Raw genomic sequence first — 16235 nt, 5'->3', positions numbered from 1 at the left:
CCGGCGCCAGAGGACGTAGCCGGCGCCGACGACCGCCGCGCCGAGCAGCACGGTGCGCATCCTCATCGGCTCGCCCTCCGCAGGCCCCGCACCGCGGTGCGCACGCCGTAGCTGTAGGCCGCGACCTTGATGAGCGGGGAGCCGACGGTCGCCGCGAACACCGAGGTGAGCGCGGACGCGTTCGTCGTCATCGTCGAGACCGAGCTGGTGATCGCGTCGACGCGGGTCAGCTGGTCGTTGGTGAGCCCGACGGTGTCGGTGAGGCTCTTGAGCGTGGGCTGGACGTTCTCGGTCGTCGTGCGCACGCTGTCGCGCGCCTCGTCGAGGATCCGGCCCGCCTTGCCGACGAGCCCGGCGACCCGGACGACGAGGTAGGCGAACGCGAGCGCGGCGACGAGTCCCGCGATCCCTCCGAGCGTGACGTCCATGGCTCCGACCCTACCGGGGCGCGCAGCCGCCGGTCGCCCGGGTTGTGCGCCGCGCGCGCCGGACCTGGGCCAGGACGTCGAGGAGCTCCACCGTAGGCGCCGGTGCCGTCTACGCGCGGCCGAGCCGCTCGCGCAGCCAGCGCCACCGCTCCTGGAGCCGGGCCTCGAAACCACGGTCCGTGGGCCGGTAGTAGTCGGTGGCGCCGTGCAGGTCGTCGGGCAGGTACTGCTGGGCGGCGACGCCGTCCGGCTCGTCGTGCGCGTAGACGTACGCGGGCGCCTTCGCGCGCCCGGCCGCCTTCGCCGACGCCTCGGCGATGCGGGACGCCCCGCCGTACCCGCTGCCACGCAGGTGCAGCGGCACCGCGCCTCCCTTGCCGGCCCGGACGTCGGCGATCGCCTCGTTGACCCCCGTGTACGCGGCGTTCGACTTCGGGGCCAGCGCGTTGTGGACGACCGCCTGGGCGAGGATGATCCGGGCCTCGGGCATCCCGATCTGCGCGACGGCGTGCATCGCGGCGACCGCGGTCTGCAGGGCCGTCGGGTCGGCCATCCCGACGTCCTCGGACGCGGCGATGACGATGCGGCGGGCGATGAACCTGGGGTCCTCGCCCGCTTCGAGCATCCGGGCGAGGTAGTGCAGGGCGGCGTCGACGTCCGAGCCGCGCATCGACTTGATGAGGGCGGACGCGACGTCGTAGTGCTGGTCGCCGGTGCGGTCGTAGCGCACGGCGGCGTGGGCCACCGCCTGCTCGGTGTGCGCGAGGGTGACCTCGAGGACGTCGGGGCGGGCGGCACCCGGTGCGAGGGAGTCGTCGGCCACCCCCGCCGCGGCCTCGAGGAAGGTGAGCGCGCGCCGGGCGTCCCCGCCGGCCAGCCGGACGAGGTGGTCTCGCGCGTCGTCGGCGAGCGTGTAGGCCCCGGCGAGGCCGCGCTCGTCGGCGACCGCGCTGGTGAGGACGTCGGCGACCTCGTCGTCGTCGAGCGAGACGAGCGTGACGAGCATCGAGCGGGAGAGCAGCGGCGCGATGACCGAGAAGCTCGGGTTCTCGGTGGTGGCGGCGACGAGGACGACCTGGCGGTTCTCGACCCCGGGCAGCAGGGCGTCCTGCTGGGCCTTGGTGAACCGGTGGATCTCGTCGAGGAAGAGGACGGTCTGGCGGCCGTAGAGGTCGCGGGTGCGGTTCGCCTGCTCCATCACCTGCCGCACGTCCTTGACGCCGGCGGTGACGGCCGACAGCTCGACGAACTCGCGCTCGGCGGCGGTGGCGACGAGGTGGGCGAGGGTCGTCTTGCCGGTGCCCGGCGGCCCCCAGAGGATGGCCGAGAGCGGGCCGGCCGCTCCCCCGCCGCCCTCGACGAGCCGGCGCAGCGGGCTGCCGGGGCGCAGCACGTCGGCCTGCCCGCGCACCTCCTCGAGCGAGCGCGGGCGCATCCGGACCGCCAGCGGGGGCACGACCGAGCCGCCCGGGGCGTCGCCCGCGTCCCGCGCCGCCGCCCCGAAGAGGTCGGTCCCGTCCTGGCTCACGGCCCCACGCTATCCAGCGCCGGTGACGGCGCCGACGTCAGTAGTAGCCGGTCTCCCCGTCGAGCATCTCGCGGAGCAGGTCGAGGTGGCCGGCGTGCCGGGCGGTCTCCTCGAGCATGTGGTGGAGCATCCAGCGCAGCGAGGCCTCCCCGACCGGGTGCAGGGCGGTGCTCCCCGTGTCGCCGAGGTCGCGCGCGGCGATCGCGGCGTCCGATCGGGCACAGGCGGCCTCGTACTCGTCGAGGAGGTGCGCGAGGGACATCCCCTCGACCCGGAACTCGGCATCGTCCTCGTCGGACCCGAAGCCGTGGGCCAGCCCGGGCTCGCCGGTGAGCACCTCGCGGAACCACAGGTCCTCGCAGTGGGCGAGGTGACCGAGGATCCCGGCCACGGTCATGAGCGGCGAGGACGGGACGAGCACCCGGTGGGCCTGCTCGTCGGACAGCCCCTCGCACTTGAGCCGGCAGATGCCGCGCTGCAGGTCGAACCAGCCGAGGAGCTGGGTGCGCTCGTCGGCGACCTTGGGGGGACGGCTGCGGGTCGCGGGCATGCCGGTCACGCTATCGACGTGGCGCGTGCGGCGGACCGTCCGGCACGCGTGGGATCCTGCCGCCGTGACGAGGTACGCGGGACACGGCCGGCCGGCGCTGGAGCGGTGGGGCCGCTTCGTCGCGGCCCACGCCCGGGCCGTCCTCGTCGGCTGGCTGCTCTTCGTCGTCGCCGGCTTCGGCACGGCGCTGGGAGCGTTCGGCACCACGAGCCTCTTCGACCGCCTCCAGAGCGGCGAGATCGTCGTCGACGGCGAGAACCGGTCCGGCCGTGCGGTGCTCGCCGACGCCGGCGGCAGCGGGTTCGGCACCTACACCCTCGTCGTCGAGGGGGTCGACCTCGGCTCCCCGACGGTGGCCGCGGCGGCCACCGCGGCCGTCCGCGACCTCACCGCCGTCGACCACGTCGCCTCGGCCGTCAACCCGTTCGTCGTCCCCGGCGGTCCCGGCGGTCCCGCCGCGACGAGCATGCTGCTCGACGGACGGGTGTCGGCCGGCGGCTTCGCGACGGTCGTCACCTTCGACGCGGGAGCCACCGCCGCCGACGAGGACGCCGCCACACCGCGGGTCGACGCGCTCTTCGACCGTCTCGTCCGCGACACCGGCGCCACGGGGTCCGAGCGCGGTGGGCTGCGCAGCCTCGTGGACCGGATCGTCCACCAGGTCAAGGTCGACGGCCAGCGGGGCGAGGGCATCGCGCTCCCGGTGAGCTTCGCCGTCATGGTCGTCGTCTTCGGCGGCTTCCTCGCCGCCGGCTTCCCGGTGCTGGGCGCCGTCGCCTCCATCGCCGGGGCGCTCGCATCGCTCCTCGGCTTCTCCCACCTCCTCGACCTCGACGCGACGGCGGTCAACGTCGTCACGGTGCTCGCGCTCGGTCTGTGCATCGACTACGGCCTGCTCGTCGTCAGCCGGTTCCGCGAGGAGATGCGGACCCTGCTCGCCGGCCGCCCGGCGGCGGAGGCCACCCGCGACGAGGTCGCGACGGCCACCGGACGGACGCTGGACCGCGCCGGTCGCACCGTCGTGTTCTCGGCACTCACCGTGGCCATCTCGCTCGCCGGCCTGCTCCTCCTCGACATCGACTTCATCCGGGCGGTCTCGCTGGCCGGGGTGTCCGTCGTCGTCGTGGCCCTCGCCGTGGCCCTCTCGCTCGTCCCCGCGCTCTGCGTGCTCGGCGCGCGCCGGCTGCTGCGGCGCGGCACCGAGCTCGGGTCGGACACCGGCGTCTTCTCCCGGCTCGCCGAGGCGGTCCACCGGGTGCCGTGGCTCGTCATCGGGGTCGTCTCCGCCCTCCTCCTGCTGCTCGCGGCACCGGCCGGGTCGATGGTCCTCACCTCCTCCGGCGCCGAGCTGCTGCCGAAGGGCACGCCCGAGCGGACCTTCTTCGAGGACCTGCGGGCCGGCTACCCGCGGCTGGCCGGGGCCCAGGTGCTCGTCGTCGCGAAGGCCCCGGCGAGCGACGTGGAGGCCTGGGCCGCGACCGCCGCCGACCGGCCCGGCGTCACTGCCGTCGACCCCGTGCGCGCCCTCCACCGTGGGGTCGCCACCGTCGGGCTGCACACGGCGGACAGCGGGACCGGAGAGGGGTCGCGGGCCCTCGTCGACTCGCTGCGCTCGGACCGTCCGCCGTTCGAGTCGTGGGTCGTGGGACAGGCCTCCGGCATCGTCGACTTCCGGGCGGCCGTCGCCGACCGGGCACCGTGGGCGGTCGGCGCGGTCGTCCTCTCGACGCTCGTCCTGCTCTTCCTCATGACCGGCTCGGTCGTCGTGCCGGTCAAGGCGCTCGTGATGAACGTCCTCTCGCTCGGCGCGAGCCTCGGGGTCACGGTCTGGATCTTCCAGGAGGGCCACCTCGAGTCCGTCCTGCGGTTCACCTCGGCCGGTGGCGTCGAGAACACCATCCCGATCCTCGTCGTGGCCTTCGGCTTCGGGCTCTCGATGGACTACGAGGTCTTCCTGCTCTCCCGCGTCGTCGAGCTGCACGAGCAGGGCCGCAGCACCCACGACGCCGTCGTCCTCGGCCTCCAGCGCTCCGGCCGGATCATCACCTCGGCGGCCCTCCTCATGGTCATCGTGTTCGCCGGGTTCGCCGCGGGCGACCTGCTCGTCATGAAGCAGATGGGCGTCGCGCTCGTCCTCGCCATCGCGATCGACGCCAGCCTCGTCCGGATGCTCCTCGTCCCGGCGACGATGGCCGTGCTCGGCCGGCGCAACTGGTGGGCGCCCGCGCCGCTGCGCCGGCTGCACACCCGCTACGGGATCACCGAGTGACCGTCCTCCGACTCGACCGCTACGAGGAGCTGCTCGACGCCTCCGGCGACCACGTCGTCGTCCGGCTCGACGTCGGCCGCGGCGTGCGGCTGCCCGCCTTCGCGGTGTCGGGGCCGGCCGGTCGTGCGGTCGTCTTCGCGCGGCGCTCCGACCACGGCGTCCCAGGTGCCGCCGCGCTCGGCGACGCCGCCGGCCTTGACACGCTGTTCGGCGAGCCGGTGGTCCGGGACTGGTTCCGGCACAGCGGCGCCCGGCACCTCAGCGCTCCGCGGCAGCACCAGCACGTCGTTGCCCGCCACCTCGAGCTCGGGGACCGCGGGGGCGACTGGGACTGGCTCGTGACGACCTCCGCGCCGCCGGTCCTCCCCGGCGAGGACCGTGTCGTCGGGCTGACCCCCGACGCCCGGGAGGAGGCGGAGGCGTTCCTCGTGGCGGAGAGCCCGCGGACCCACGGCCAGCCCTTCGCCCGGCCCGGGCAGGAGTGGGTGGCGGTGCGCGACGGCGCCGGCGCCCTGCTCGCCGTCGGCGGAGCCGAGCCCTCCGAGGCGGGCACCCCGACCCTCGCCGGTATCGCCGTCGCCCGGCGGGCCCGGCGCGCGGGCCTCGGGGCCGCGGTGACCGCCACGCTGACCCGTCGTGCCGTGGCCGCGCGCGGTGCCTGCGCCCTCGGCGTCTTCGCCGACAACCCCGCCGCGATCGGGATGTACCACCGGCTTGGCTTCACGACCGGGATGCGCTGGCGCAGCCGCTGGCTCCCCGACCCCGACGGCACCTGAGCGGCCGTCGGTCGTTCCACGGCCCGGGCTCCCCATCGCCGTGACACCGTGCCTACGCTGGACGGAGCAGCCCCCCACGAAGAGGTGAGTGATGAGCACCCTGACCAACGACTCGGTCGACATCCACTACGAGGACCACGGGGGCGACGGCCGCCCGGTCGTCCTCATCCACGGCTGGCCGCTGAGCGGGGCCTCGTGGGCCGGTCAGGTCCCGGCCCTCACGGACGCCGGGTACCGCGTCGTCACCTACGACCGGCGCGGGTTCGGGGCGTCGTCGAAGCCCGGTGAGGCGTCCGGGTACGACTACGACACCCTGACCGGTGACCTCGACGCCCTCCTGCGCGAGCTCGACCTCACCGACGTCACCCTCGTCGGTTTCTCGATGGGCGGAGGCGAGGTGGCCCGGTACGTCGGCACGCACGGCGAGGACCGGCTGCACAGCATCGCCTTCGTCGCGGCCATCCCGCCGTGCCTCAAGAAGGACGACGAGCACCCCGGCGGTGCGCTCGACGACGCGACCGTCGAGGGGATGCAGGGCCAGCTTCGAGCCGACCCGTCGGGTTTCCTCGACGGCTTCCTCACGACCTTCTTCACGGCCGGCGACGAGCTGAAGGTCACCGAGGAGCAGCGCCGGGCCGCCCTCGCCCTCGCCGCGCAGGCCGACGTGCACGCCGCCGCCGAGTGCATCCGCAGCTGGGTCGAGGACTTCACCGGCGACCTCGCGAAGGTCACTGTGCCCACGCTCGTCGTCCACGGCGACTCCGACGCCATCGTGCCCCTCGAGGTCTCGGGGCAGCGGACCGCCGCCACCGTCGACGGTGCCCGCCTGCACGTCGTCAGCGGTGGGCCGCACGGCCTCGGCGACTCGCACCCGGACGAGCTGAACCGGGTCCTGCTCGACTTCCTCGCCGACTGACCCGACCCGGAGGCCGGAGGAGCTCAGGCGGTGGGCGAGGAGGCCGGCGGCTCGGGCCTCGCGTCGACGCCGGCCTCCCTGCGCTGTTCGGGCGTGATGGGGGCCGGCGCGTCGGTCAGCGGGTCGTAGCCGCCGCCGGACTTCGGGAAGGCGATGACGTCGCGGATCGACTCGAAGCCACCGAGGAGCATGACGATGCGGTCCCAGCCGAAGGCGATGCCACCGTGCGGCGGCGCGCCGTACTGGAAGGCGTCGAGGAGGAAGCCGAACTTCTCCTGCGCCTCGTCCTCGGAGAGCCCCATGACCTTGAAGACCCGCTCCTGGACGTCGCGGCGGTGGATTCGGATCGAGCCGCCACCGATCTCGTTGCCGTTGCAGACCATGTCGTAGGCGTACGCCAGCGCCGGGCCCGGGTCGGTGTCGAAGGTGTCGAGGAACTCGGCCTTCGGCGAGGTGAACGCGTGGTGCACGGCGGTCCAGGCGCCCGACCCGACGGCCACGTCCCCGGCCGCGACCGCCTCCGAGGCCGGCTCGAAGAGCGGCGCGTCGAGCACCCAGAGGAAGCTCCACGCGTCCTCGTCGACGAGACCGCAGCGCGCGCCGACCTCGAGCCGGGCCGCGCCGAGCAGGGCCCGGGAGGAGCGCGTCTCGCCGGCGGCGAAGAAGACGCAGTCACCCGGCTGGGCCCCGACGTGCGCCGCGAGGCCGGCGAGCTCGGTCTCCGAGAGGTTCTTGGCCACCGGGCCGCCGAGGGTGCCGTCCTCCTGGACGAGGACGTAGGCGAGCCCGCGAGCGCCGCGCTGCTTGGCCCACTCCTGCCAGGCGTCGAGCTGCTTGCGCGGCTGGCTCGCCCCGCCGGGCATCACCACGGCGCCGACGTACTCGGCCTGGAAGACCCGGAACGGGGTGTCGGCGAAGAACTCCGTGCACTCGACGAGCTCCTGGCCGAAGCGCAGGTCGGGCTTGTCGGTGCCGAAGCGGCGCATGGCGTCCGCGTAGGTCATCCGCGGGAACGGGGTCTCGAGGTCGACCCCGATGAGCTGCCAGATCTCACGGACGACCGCCTCGCCCAGCTCGAGGACGTCGTCCTGCTCGACGAAGGACATCTCGATGTCGAGCTGGGTGAACTCCGGCTGCCGGTCGGCCCGGAAGTCCTCGTCGCGGTAGCAGCGCGCGATCTGGTAGTACCGCTCCATCCCGGCGACCATGAGCAGCTGCTTGAAGAGCTGCGGGCTCTGCGGCAGGGCGTACCAGGAGCCCGGCGCGAGGCGGGCCGGGACGAGGAAGTCGCGGGCGCCCTCCGGGGTGGAGCGGGTGAGGGTCGGGGTCTCGATCTCGACGAAGTCGCGGTCGCCGAGGACCCGGCGGGCGGCCTGGCTGACCTTGCTGCGCAGCCGGATGGCGTGCCCGGCGGAGTGCTTGCCCGGACGCCGCAGGTCGAGGTAGCGGTGCTTGAGGCGGGCCTCCTCACCGACGGTGACGCGTTCGTCGACCTGGAAGGGCAGCGGCGCGCTCGGGTTGAGGACCTCGATGGCCTCGGCGACGACCTCGACCTCGCCGGTCGGCAGGTCGGGGTTGACGTTGCGCTCCTCGCGGGCGGCGACGGCGCCGGTGACCTTGACGACGTACTCGCTGCGCAGGTCGTGCGCGGCACCGGTGAGCACCTCGTCGCGCGCCACGACCTGCACGACACCGCTCGCGTCCCGCAGGTCGATGAAGGCCACTCCCCCGTGATCGCGCCGCTTCGCCACCCAGCCGGTGAGGGTGACGGTCTGGCCGGTGTCGGCGGCACGCAGGGTGCCGGCCTCGTGGGTGCGGAGCACGGGGGGTCCTTCGTCTCGGGAGGGGTGCTGGTCCGGCCGGGGGCGACCGGGACCTCGGCCCCGGCGCGCCCGCACGACCGGCCCACCATCCTACGGACCCCGGGGGCCCCTCCCGCACCCGCATTCTCCGCTCTCCGCGGCGAGCCCACCCCCACGCCGGCGGGCGGCTGCCTACGATGCGCGCATGGCTGCCGCGGCCCCCGCCCCGGTCACCGACCCGGGGGCGGTCTTCCCCGAGCTCGACGCCCTGCGCCGCCGGGCGATGTCCGGCGACGTCGTCGGCACGCTCGAGGACCTCGCCGCGCTCGGCCACCACCACGGCCCGGACGAGAGCCTGGCCCGCGAGCTCCTCGCCGGGCAGCCAGCCCTCGAGGACGTGCTCGAGACCCACCTCGCCGCGCACCCCGACGACGGCGGCGCACGCACCCTCCTCGCCCACCGGTGGCTCGTCGTCGCCGAGGACGGGCTCCCCGGCCTCCGGGGTCGCGAGGTGTCCAGCGAGCATCTGGCGCACAGCCGCGACCTGCTCGGCCGGGCCGAGGAGAGCCTGCTGCGGCTGTGCGCCGAGGACCCCGAGGACCCCGAGGCCTGGGTGCTGCGGGTGCGCGCCGCCCGGCTGCGGGGCCTGCCGGTCGGTGAGGCCCACCGCCGCTACCTGCGCCTCTTCGCGGTCCGCCCGCACCACAGCCAGGGCCAGCACGAGTACCTCCGGGCCCTGGTCCCACCGACCGGCTCGTGGGAGACCGCGTTCGCGTTCGCCCGCGAGGTGGCGGCGGCCGCCGCGCCCGGCACGGTCGAGTGCACCGTCCTCGCGACGGCCCACCTGCTGCGCTGGCGGGCGGAGGAGGCGGGGCACGAGCGGGGCTACCTGCGGCGCCGCGAGGTCCTCGCCGAGCTCGAGGACGTCGCCGACCGGTTCCGTGCCGTGCCCGGTCCGGCCCGCTGGGCGTGGGTCGGGCCGCACACCGAGCTGGCCGTGCTCTTCGCCGTCGGCGGGCTCACCGAGCGCGCCCGCTCGCACCTGCGCGCCCTCGGTCCGCTGGTGGCACCCGAGCCCTGGGCTCTGCTCGGCCGCCACCGCGACGCGCTCGAGCGCCTCCGCGCGGCCACGCTGGCCGAGGTGAGGCCCTCGTGAGCGCCCGCCGCACCGAGGTGTCGGGCATCCCCACCCTCCTCGCGCCGCGCACCGACGGACGCTGCGTCGCCGGCCTCGTCGTCCGGGTCGGCGAGGCCGACGAGACCCTCGCCCTGCGCGGCGTCACCCGGCTCGTCGAACGGATCGGGCTGCGGTCCTGCGGTGCCGCGCCGACCCCGGGGCTGGACGGCCTCGCCGACGTGCTGACCCGCTTCACGGTCGCGGGCACCCCGGACGAGGTCGGTCGGGCCCTCGGGGCGCTGAGCAGCGCCCTGCGCAACCCGCCCGCCCACCTCGTCGAGCAGGAACGGGCCGCGGCCGCCCACGACGAGCGCCGGCGCGGCGCCGGACCCACCCGGATCGCGCCGATGGTCCGCTGGGGTGCCCGCGGCCGGGGCCTGCGCTCCTACCCGCTCGTCGGGCTCCCCGCCCTCGACGGCGAGGTGGTCTCGATCTGGGCGCAGGCGGCGTTCACCCGCGACAACGCCGTCCTCTGGGTCAGCGGAGAGCTGCCGCGCGGCCCCGACCTCACCCTCCCCGAGGGCGAGCGTCAGCCCGTCCCCGCCGACATTCCGGTGCTCTCGCGCACCCCCGCCTGGTACCCCGGCGGTGGCGGGACGGTCCACGTCACCGCGCTGCTGCCCCGGTCGGCACCCACCGAGGTGCACACCCACGTGCTCGACCGCGTCCTCGACGAGGAGCTCGTCCGCACCGGGGCCGCGTCGGCCGCCCGGGCCTGGTCGACCCCGCACGACGCGGACACCGAGCTCGTCGAGGTCCTCGTCGAGGGGTCCCCCGAGCGCCGCGACGCCCTCGGCGGTGCCGTCGTCGACGCGCTCGCCCGGGTGCGCTGGGGCCGTCTCGGTGCCGCCGACCGGTCGGCCGTCGACACCGCGGTGGCGGCGGCGACCCGTGCGCCGGAGGACCCCGAACGGCTCGCCGCCGAGGCCGCCGACCTCCTGCTCGGCCGGGCCGCCCCGGCCCCGGAAGAGCACGTCGCGGCCCTCCGGTCGGTCACCGCGGACGAGGTCCGGGCCGCCGCGGAGGCCTTCCACGCCACCGCCCTCGCCCAGGTGCCGGGCGGTGGGCTCGACTGGGCGGGGTTCGCCGCGGTGCCCTCGAGCTCGTCCGCGGCCGTGCCGGGCCGCGAGTACCCGGCCCGCGAGGGGGGCCGGGCGGTGCTGCTCGTCGGTCCCGAGGGTGTCTCGCTGCGCTCGGGCACCGGGGTCGTCACCGTCCGCTTCGACCAGGTCGCCGCGATGGAGTCCTTCGCCGACGGCGGCCGGTGGCTCGTCGGCACCGACGGCTTCCGGGTGCACGTCGAGCCCACCGTGTTCGAGGTCGACGGCGGCGTCGTCGGCCACCTCGACGCCGCCGTGGACCCGGCCCGGGTGGTGCGGCTGCCGGGGCGTCCCGCCGACCAGCTGCCGAGGCCGCTCCCGTCGAGCAGCGACCCCGCACCGGCCCATCGCGGCCCCTCGGCCCGGCTCACCGGCGTCTTCCGCGGGCGCCGCCGCTGACCGACCGGTCAGTCCCCGTGCGGCGGCAGGAGGCAGACCTCGTTGCCCGAGGGGTCGGTGAGGACGCGCCACGGCAGGGTGCCCCAGTCGTGCTCGACCTCGTGACCGCCGAGCGCCACGGCTCGCGCCACGCAGTCGTCGAGGTCCTCGCCCGGCTCGAGCCGGGCGTCGAGGTGCATCCGGTTCTTCACGCCGGCCGGCTTGGCGGTGGTCTCGGGGCACAGCTCGAGCAGGGGTCCGAGCCCGCTGGGATGGCGCAGGGCGGCGGGCATCGAGGTCGACTCGGGCCGCCAGCCGCTGAGGGCCTGCCAGAAGGCGAGGTCGCGGGCGGGGTCGGCGCTGTCGAGGGGCAGCGCTGCGACCGGGCCGCCGTCGGCCCGGTACTCGGCACGCTCCTCCATGACGCAGAACGGGGTGCCCTCGGGGTCGGCGAGGACGACCCACGGCACGTCGCCCTGGCCGATGTCGAGGTGTCGCGCGCCGAGGTCGAGCGCCTGCTGCACGACCTCGGCCTGGCGCGGGCCGCCGAGCAGGTCGAGGTGGAGGCGGGGCCCGGGGGCGGCCGGCTCGGGCACCCGCGGGACGCAGAGGTCGAGGACCGGCCCGCCGGGCACCTCGAGGCGCACCTCGACGAGGTCGGGCTCGTCGGTGATGCGGCGACCGCCGAGCAGTTCCTCCCAGAACGCGCCGACCACGCGGGGGTCGAGGGCGTCGAGCGTGATGTTCTCCAGCAGCATCCGTCCGTCCTACCACCCGGCGCCGACACCGGGGACCCCTGGCGCGCCTGACTGGCCCCGCGACGCGGGTCCGTGCGACGGTGGGAGGACGTGCCCACCCGCCCTCGGAGGCCCCTCGTGACCCGCAGACCCTCGCGTCGGACCGCGCTGCGCACCGCGGCCGCCGGCGTCGTCGGTGGGCTCGTCGTCGGGGCGGCGGCGGGCTACGCCGGCCGCCCACGGAGCGCGTCCGACGCCGAGGGCCCCACCGACGCGGTCCCGGCCGAGCGGCACAGCGTCTCGGTCCGCGACGGCGTCGCAGCCCTCCTGGACCCGGCGCTCGAGCCCACGCTCGCCGCGTCCCGCGCGCTCCTCGACGGCGCGAGCGCGGTCGTCGTCTGCGGGCCGGCGGACCTCGCGGCCGGCGCGCCCCTCGCGACCGCGGCCGGCGTCCCGCTCCTCCTCGACGGCCCCGGCCTCGCGGCCGAGCTCGACCGGCTCGGCGCGCGTACCGTCCTCGTGCCCGAGTCGACCCGGCTGCCGGTGCCGGCGCACCTCGGCGACCGACAGCCCCTGGTCGCCGACGCGACCTCGATCGCCCGCACGCCGGGGCTGCCGGCCCGCCTGAGCACCGGCGGTCTCGTCGTGGCGGCCGCGCCGGGCGCCACCGTTCCCACCGCCCTCGAACCGCTCCTCGAGGTCCTCGGCGCCCGGCGGGTCGCGTTGCGCGGCACGGACCCCCGCCGCACCGCCGCGGACGCCACCGCCCTGCGCGAGGACGCCGCGGCGGCCGTTCTCGGGGTCGGCGCGCTCGGGGAGCACTTCGCGCAGCGGGTCCGCACGGTGCGCCACGCCCCCGAGCTGCCCGGGGGCGGCTGGCTGCCGTTCCCCGGCCGACGGATGGTCGCCCTCTACGGCCACCCGCGGTCCGCGGCCCTCGGCATGCTCGGCGAGCAGTCGCCCGCGGCGTCGGCGCGCCGGGTCCGCGGGCTCGCCGGGCAGTACGCACGCCTGCTCGACGAGCCGGTGGTGCCGGCCTTCGAGATCATCGCCACCGTCGCCACCGGTTCGGCCGGCGCCGACGGCACCTACTCGCAGCACACCGCGCGATCGGTCCTCGAGCCGTGGCTGGACGCGGCGCAGGCGGCCGGCGTCTACGTCGTCCTCGACCTCCAGCCCGGCCGCGCCGACTTCCTCACCCAGGCCCGGGCCTACGAGGCCCTGCTGCGCCGGCCCCACGTCGGGCTGGCCCTCGACCCCGAGTGGCGGCTCGGACCCGGCGAGAAGCCGCTGCACCGGATCGGTCACGTCGGCGTCGAGGAGGTGAACGGGGGCGGGGGGGTGGCCCGCCGCGCTCGGGCGGGACCCCGCCCTCCCGCCGAGGGGGCTGCCCCCCCACCCTTCCCCCCCCAACTGGGCCCGGGCCCCCGCCCGCCTCGACACCACCCTCGACGAGGTGCAGTGGCTCGTCCACGCCGACGGGCAGGGCGGCCAGGGCGCGAAGCAGGCCACCTGGGACGCGGTCCGCCGCGACCTGCCGGCGGGGGTCTGGCTCGGGTGGAAGAACTTCGTCGACGAGGACGCGCCGATGCTCACCCCGGCCCAGACCGTCGACCGGGTGCGCCCGACCCCCTGGTTCGTCAGCTACCAGTGACGTCGGCGCCCTCGGCCCCGACGTAGAGCCAGCGCCCGGCGCGCCGTTCGAAGCGACTGCGCTCGTGCACCTCGCCCCGCTGCCGGGTGTGGCCCTCGCCCGCGACCCACGCGGCCCGGAACTCGACGACACCGGTGTCGTCACCGGGGCCACCGTCGACGACGTCGACCACCTCGAGGCCGACCCAGCGCACCCACGGCTCGGGCTCGACGTGCTCGGGCCGGGTGCGCGGGTGCCAGGTGCGGAAGAGGTGCTGGCCGTCGGCGAGGGAGTACGCGGTGTAGCGCGAGCGCATGACCGCCTCGGCGGTCTCGGCCGGGCGGCCGCTCTCGATCAGCCGGCCGCAGCACTCGGCGAAGGTGGCTCCGGGCACGAGACCGCCACACGGACACCGCGACTCGCGGTCGAGGACTTCGTCGGACACACCGGACACCTTGAGCCAGGCCGAGCTGCCGCGGCCCGCACCGAAGGTCTCCGCCACCGGTCGATCCTCCCATGCCCCGATCATCACCACGGCTCTCCCCTACCCCGTCGGTGCCCGGCCCACACGCGGGGAGCGCTCAGCGGGCGCCGCGTCCGGGACTGCGGACCGGCCACGGGGCGTCGGCCGGACGCAGGCCGGTCCACCCGCGGGCACGCATCGCCTCCGCCGCGAGGACGGCGATGACGAGGGTCGGGTTGTGCAGCCGGCCCTCGAGGACTCCGGCGACGAGGTCGTCGAGCGGGACGCGGCGCTGCGGCATCCCGAGCTCCTCCCCGGTGCGCTCGTGCCGCTCGCCGTGGGGGACCTCGGCGAGGTCGCGGGCGAGGAAGATCCGCAGCCCCTCGGTCGAGCCGCCCGGTGAGGCCCAGTGGTCGACGAGCGTCGCCCACCGGCCGGCCGTGAGGTCGGCCTCCTCGTGCAGCTCACGGGCCGCGGTGAGGTGCGGCGGCTCGTCGTCGACGTCGAGCAGGCCGGCCGGGATCTCCCAGTCGAAGGCGCCGACCGGGTGCCGGTACTGCTGGATGACCACCGCGCGGTCCTCCTCGTCGAGGGCGAGCACGCCGACGGCGCCGGTGTGGTCGACGTAGTCGCGGGTGACGACCCCCGCCTCGCCGAGGTCCACCCGGTCGGTGCGGACGTCCCAGACCCGGCCCTCGAAGACGAGCCTGGAGTCGAGGACGGGCCGGGACTCGAGCCGGTCGTGGAACAGCTCAGGCACGCGCGTCGGCCGGCTCCGCGACCCGCGGCCGCTCGACCTCGACGAGCCGCGCGGCGCGCTGCTCCTCGATGGCCGCCCCGATGAGTCCCGCGAAGAGCGGGTGCGCCCGGGTGGGTCGCGACTTGAACTCGGGGTGCGCCTGGGTCGAGACGTAGTAGGGGTGCACCTCGCGCGGCAGCTCGACGAACTCGACGAGTCCGAGCTCGGGGTGGGTGCCGCTGATCACGAGGCCGGCCTCGACGAGCCGGGCGCGGTAGCCCTCGTTCACCTCGTAGCGGTGGCGGTGACGCTCGTCGGCGCTCGTCGCGCCGTAGACCTCGGCGACGACCGAGCCGGCGAGCAGGTCGGCGCGCTGGCTGCCGAGCCGCATCGTGCCACCGAGGTCGCCCGCCCCCTCGACGAAGGCCTTCTGCTCCTCCATCGTCGCGATGACCGGCGCCGGGGTGTCGGGGTCGAACTCGGTCGAGCTGGCGCCCTCGATGCCGGCGACGTCCCGGGCGTACTCGATGACCATGCACTGCAGGCCGAGGCAGATGCCGAGGGTCGGCACCTTGTGGGTGCGGGCCCAGCGCAGGGCCCCCACCTTGCCCTCGATGCCGCGGACCCCGAAGCCGCCGGGCACGAGGACGGCGTCGACCCCGCCCAGCGCGCGCTGCGCGCCGGCGTCGGTCTCGCACTCGTCGGAGGCGACCCACCGGATGCGCACCCGGGCGTCGTGGTGGAACCCGCCGGCGCGCAGCGCCTCGGTGACCGAGAGGTAGGCGTCGGGCAGGTCGACGTACTTCCCGACGAGCGCCACCTCGACCTCGTGCTCGGGCCGGTGCACCCGCTCGAGGAGAAGGTCCCAGTCGGTCCAGTCGACGTCGCGGAAGACGAGCCCGAGCCGGCGCACGACGTAGGCGTCGAGGCCCTCGCGGTGGAGCACCTTCGGGATGTCGTAGATGCTCGGGGCGTCGACGGCGGCGGCGCAGGCCTCGTTGTCGACGTCGCACATCAGGCTGATCTTGCGCTTGATCGAGTCGGGGATCTCGCGGTCGGCGCGCAGGACGAGCGCGTCCGGCTGGATGCCCACCTGGCGCAGGGCGGCGACCGAGTGCTGGGTCGGCTTGGTCTTCAGCTCGCCGCTCGGGGCGAGGTACGGGACGAGCGAGACGTGGAGGAAGAAGACGTTGTCGCGGCCGAGGTCGTGGCGCACCTGGCGGGCCGCCTCGAGGAAGGGCAGCGACTCGATGTCGCCGACCGTGCCGCCGATCTCGGTGATGATGACGTCCGGCGCGTCGGCGTCGGAGACGCCGGGCGAGCCGGCCGCCTGGGCCCGCATCCGCTCCTTGAGCTCGTTCGTGATGTGCGGGATGACCTGGACGGTGTCACCGAGGTACTCCCCGCGGCGTTCCTTCTGGATGACCCGGTTGTAGACCTGGCCGGTCGTCACGTTCGCGCTGCCGCGCAGGTTGACGTCGAGGAAGCGTTCGTAGTGCCCGATGTCGAGGTCGGTCTCGGCGCCGTCGTCGGTGACGAAGACCTCGCCGTGCTGGAACGGGCTCATCGTGCCGGGATCGACGTTGAGGTACGGGTCGAGCTTCTGCATCGTCACCCGCAGCCCCCGCGCCCGGAGCAGGTGTCCGAGGCTGGAGGCGGTGAGCCCCTTGCCGAGAGAGGAGGCGACGCCTCCGGTCACGAAGATCTGTTTCGTCTGGAGCACCACGGGCTTCAACGAT

14 protein-coding genes are annotated in these 16235 nt (G+C 75.4%); 6 read left to right on the top strand and 8 right to left on the bottom strand.

Translation table 11 applies throughout. The features are described 5' to 3' along the window. Nucleotides 1-62 precede the first annotated feature (62 nt). The 3 genes from PKA89_RS13505 to PKA89_RS13495 all read right to left on the bottom strand — a co-directional run bounded on the left by PKA89_RS13505 (nucleotide 63) and on the right by PKA89_RS13495 (nucleotide 2506). The gene (locus PKA89_RS13505) at nucleotides 63-428 is read right to left on the bottom strand and encodes a DUF948 domain-containing protein (RefSeq protein WP_324420287.1); all 366 of its coding nucleotides are present in this window, start codon (nucleotides 426-428) and stop codon (nucleotides 63-65) included. 109 nt (nucleotides 429-537) lie between these two features. Beyond that, complete coding sequence (locus PKA89_RS13500) at nucleotides 538-1884, bottom strand: replication-associated recombination protein A (RefSeq protein ID WP_324420346.1); 1347 nt, start codon at nucleotides 1882-1884, stop codon at nucleotides 538-540. Between the two features lie 109 nt (nucleotides 1885-1993). Next, the gene (locus tag PKA89_RS13495; RefSeq protein WP_324420285.1) at nucleotides 1994-2506 is read right to left on the bottom strand and encodes a DinB family protein; all 513 of its coding nucleotides are present in this window, start codon (nucleotides 2504-2506) and stop codon (nucleotides 1994-1996) included. A gap of 64 nt (nucleotides 2507-2570) precedes the next feature. Between PKA89_RS13495 and PKA89_RS13490 the strand changes: the two genes are divergently transcribed. From PKA89_RS13490 to PKA89_RS13480, 3 genes are all read left to right on the top strand, one after another. Next, complete coding sequence (locus tag PKA89_RS13490) at nucleotides 2571-4775, top strand: MMPL family transporter (RefSeq protein ID WP_324420283.1); 2205 nt, start codon at nucleotides 2571-2573, stop codon at nucleotides 4773-4775. After that, nucleotides 4772-5551 carry a GNAT family N-acetyltransferase gene (locus tag PKA89_RS13485; protein ID WP_324420280.1) on the top strand — a complete coding sequence of 260 codons (780 nt, stop codon included), beginning with the start codon at nucleotides 4772-4774 and terminating at the stop codon, nucleotides 5549-5551. Before PKA89_RS13490 ends, PKA89_RS13485 begins: the two co-directional genes overlap by 4 nt. 91 nt (nucleotides 5552-5642) lie before the next feature. Further along, nucleotides 5643-6467 carry an alpha/beta hydrolase gene (locus PKA89_RS13480; RefSeq protein ID WP_324420278.1) on the top strand — a complete coding sequence of 275 codons (825 nt, stop codon included), beginning with the start codon at nucleotides 5643-5645 and terminating at the stop codon, nucleotides 6465-6467. Between the two features lie 23 nt (nucleotides 6468-6490). Here PKA89_RS13480 and aspS read toward each other — a convergent pair whose 3' ends face one another. Further along, nucleotides 6491-8290 (bottom strand): aspartate--tRNA ligase, encoded by a 1800-nt coding sequence (gene aspS / locus PKA89_RS13475; protein WP_324420276.1) that lies wholly within the window; start codon nucleotides 8288-8290, stop codon nucleotides 6491-6493. A gap of 184 nt (nucleotides 8291-8474) precedes the next feature. Between aspS and PKA89_RS13470 the strand changes: the two genes are divergently transcribed. Together PKA89_RS13470 and PKA89_RS13465 are read left to right on the top strand one after the other, a co-directional pair. After that, complete coding sequence (locus PKA89_RS13470) at nucleotides 8475-9425, top strand: hypothetical protein (RefSeq protein ID WP_324420274.1); 951 nt, start codon at nucleotides 8475-8477, stop codon at nucleotides 9423-9425. Continuing rightward, nucleotides 9422-10945 carry a hypothetical protein gene (locus PKA89_RS13465; RefSeq protein WP_324420272.1) on the top strand — a complete coding sequence of 508 codons (1524 nt, stop codon included), beginning with the start codon at nucleotides 9422-9424 and terminating at the stop codon, nucleotides 10943-10945. Before PKA89_RS13470 ends, PKA89_RS13465 begins: the two co-directional genes overlap by 4 nt. 8 nt (nucleotides 10946-10953) lie before the next feature. Here the strand turns inward: PKA89_RS13465 and PKA89_RS13460 are convergent, their stop codons facing one another. Further along, nucleotides 10954-11682, bottom strand: a complete 729-nt coding sequence (locus PKA89_RS13460; protein WP_324420271.1) for a VOC family protein — start codon at nucleotides 11680-11682, stop codon at nucleotides 10954-10956. A 117-nt stretch (nucleotides 11683-11799) separates the two neighbouring features. On the opposite strand from PKA89_RS13460, the gene PKA89_RS13455 reads away from it, so the two are divergent. Then, the gene (locus tag PKA89_RS13455) at nucleotides 11800-13341 is read left to right on the top strand and encodes a hypothetical protein (protein ID WP_324420269.1); all 1542 of its coding nucleotides are present in this window, start codon (nucleotides 11800-11802) and stop codon (nucleotides 13339-13341) included. On the opposite strand, the gene PKA89_RS13450 is transcribed toward PKA89_RS13455, so the two are convergent. The 3 genes from PKA89_RS13450 to PKA89_RS13440 all read right to left on the bottom strand — a co-directional run bounded on the left by PKA89_RS13450 (nucleotide 13302) and on the right by PKA89_RS13440 (nucleotide 16222). Further along, on the bottom strand, nucleotides 13302-13796 hold the full coding sequence (locus PKA89_RS13450; RefSeq protein WP_324420267.1) for a YchJ family metal-binding protein: 495 nt from the start codon (nucleotides 13794-13796) through the stop codon (nucleotides 13302-13304). The genes PKA89_RS13455 and PKA89_RS13450 overlap by 40 nt on opposite strands. Before the next feature lie 79 nt (nucleotides 13797-13875). After that, entirely contained in the window at nucleotides 13876-14517 is a 642-nt protein-coding gene (locus tag PKA89_RS13445) for an NUDIX hydrolase (protein WP_324420265.1), read from the bottom strand. Next, a complete protein-coding gene (locus tag PKA89_RS13440; RefSeq protein ID WP_324420263.1) occupies nucleotides 14510-16222 on the bottom strand; it encodes a CTP synthase in 1713 nt (570 codons plus the stop codon). The genes PKA89_RS13445 and PKA89_RS13440 overlap by 8 nt, the downstream gene beginning before the upstream one ends. Between the last annotated feature and the right edge of the window lie 13 nt (nucleotides 16223-16235).

It is taken from the genome of Phycicoccus sp., from assembly GCF_035325325.1.
Lineage (GTDB): Bacteria > Actinomycetota > Actinomycetes > Actinomycetales > Dermatophilaceae > Phycicoccus.
Note: the sequence above shows the minus strand (reverse complement) of the source record. Positions and strands in the feature narration are given on the sequence as shown.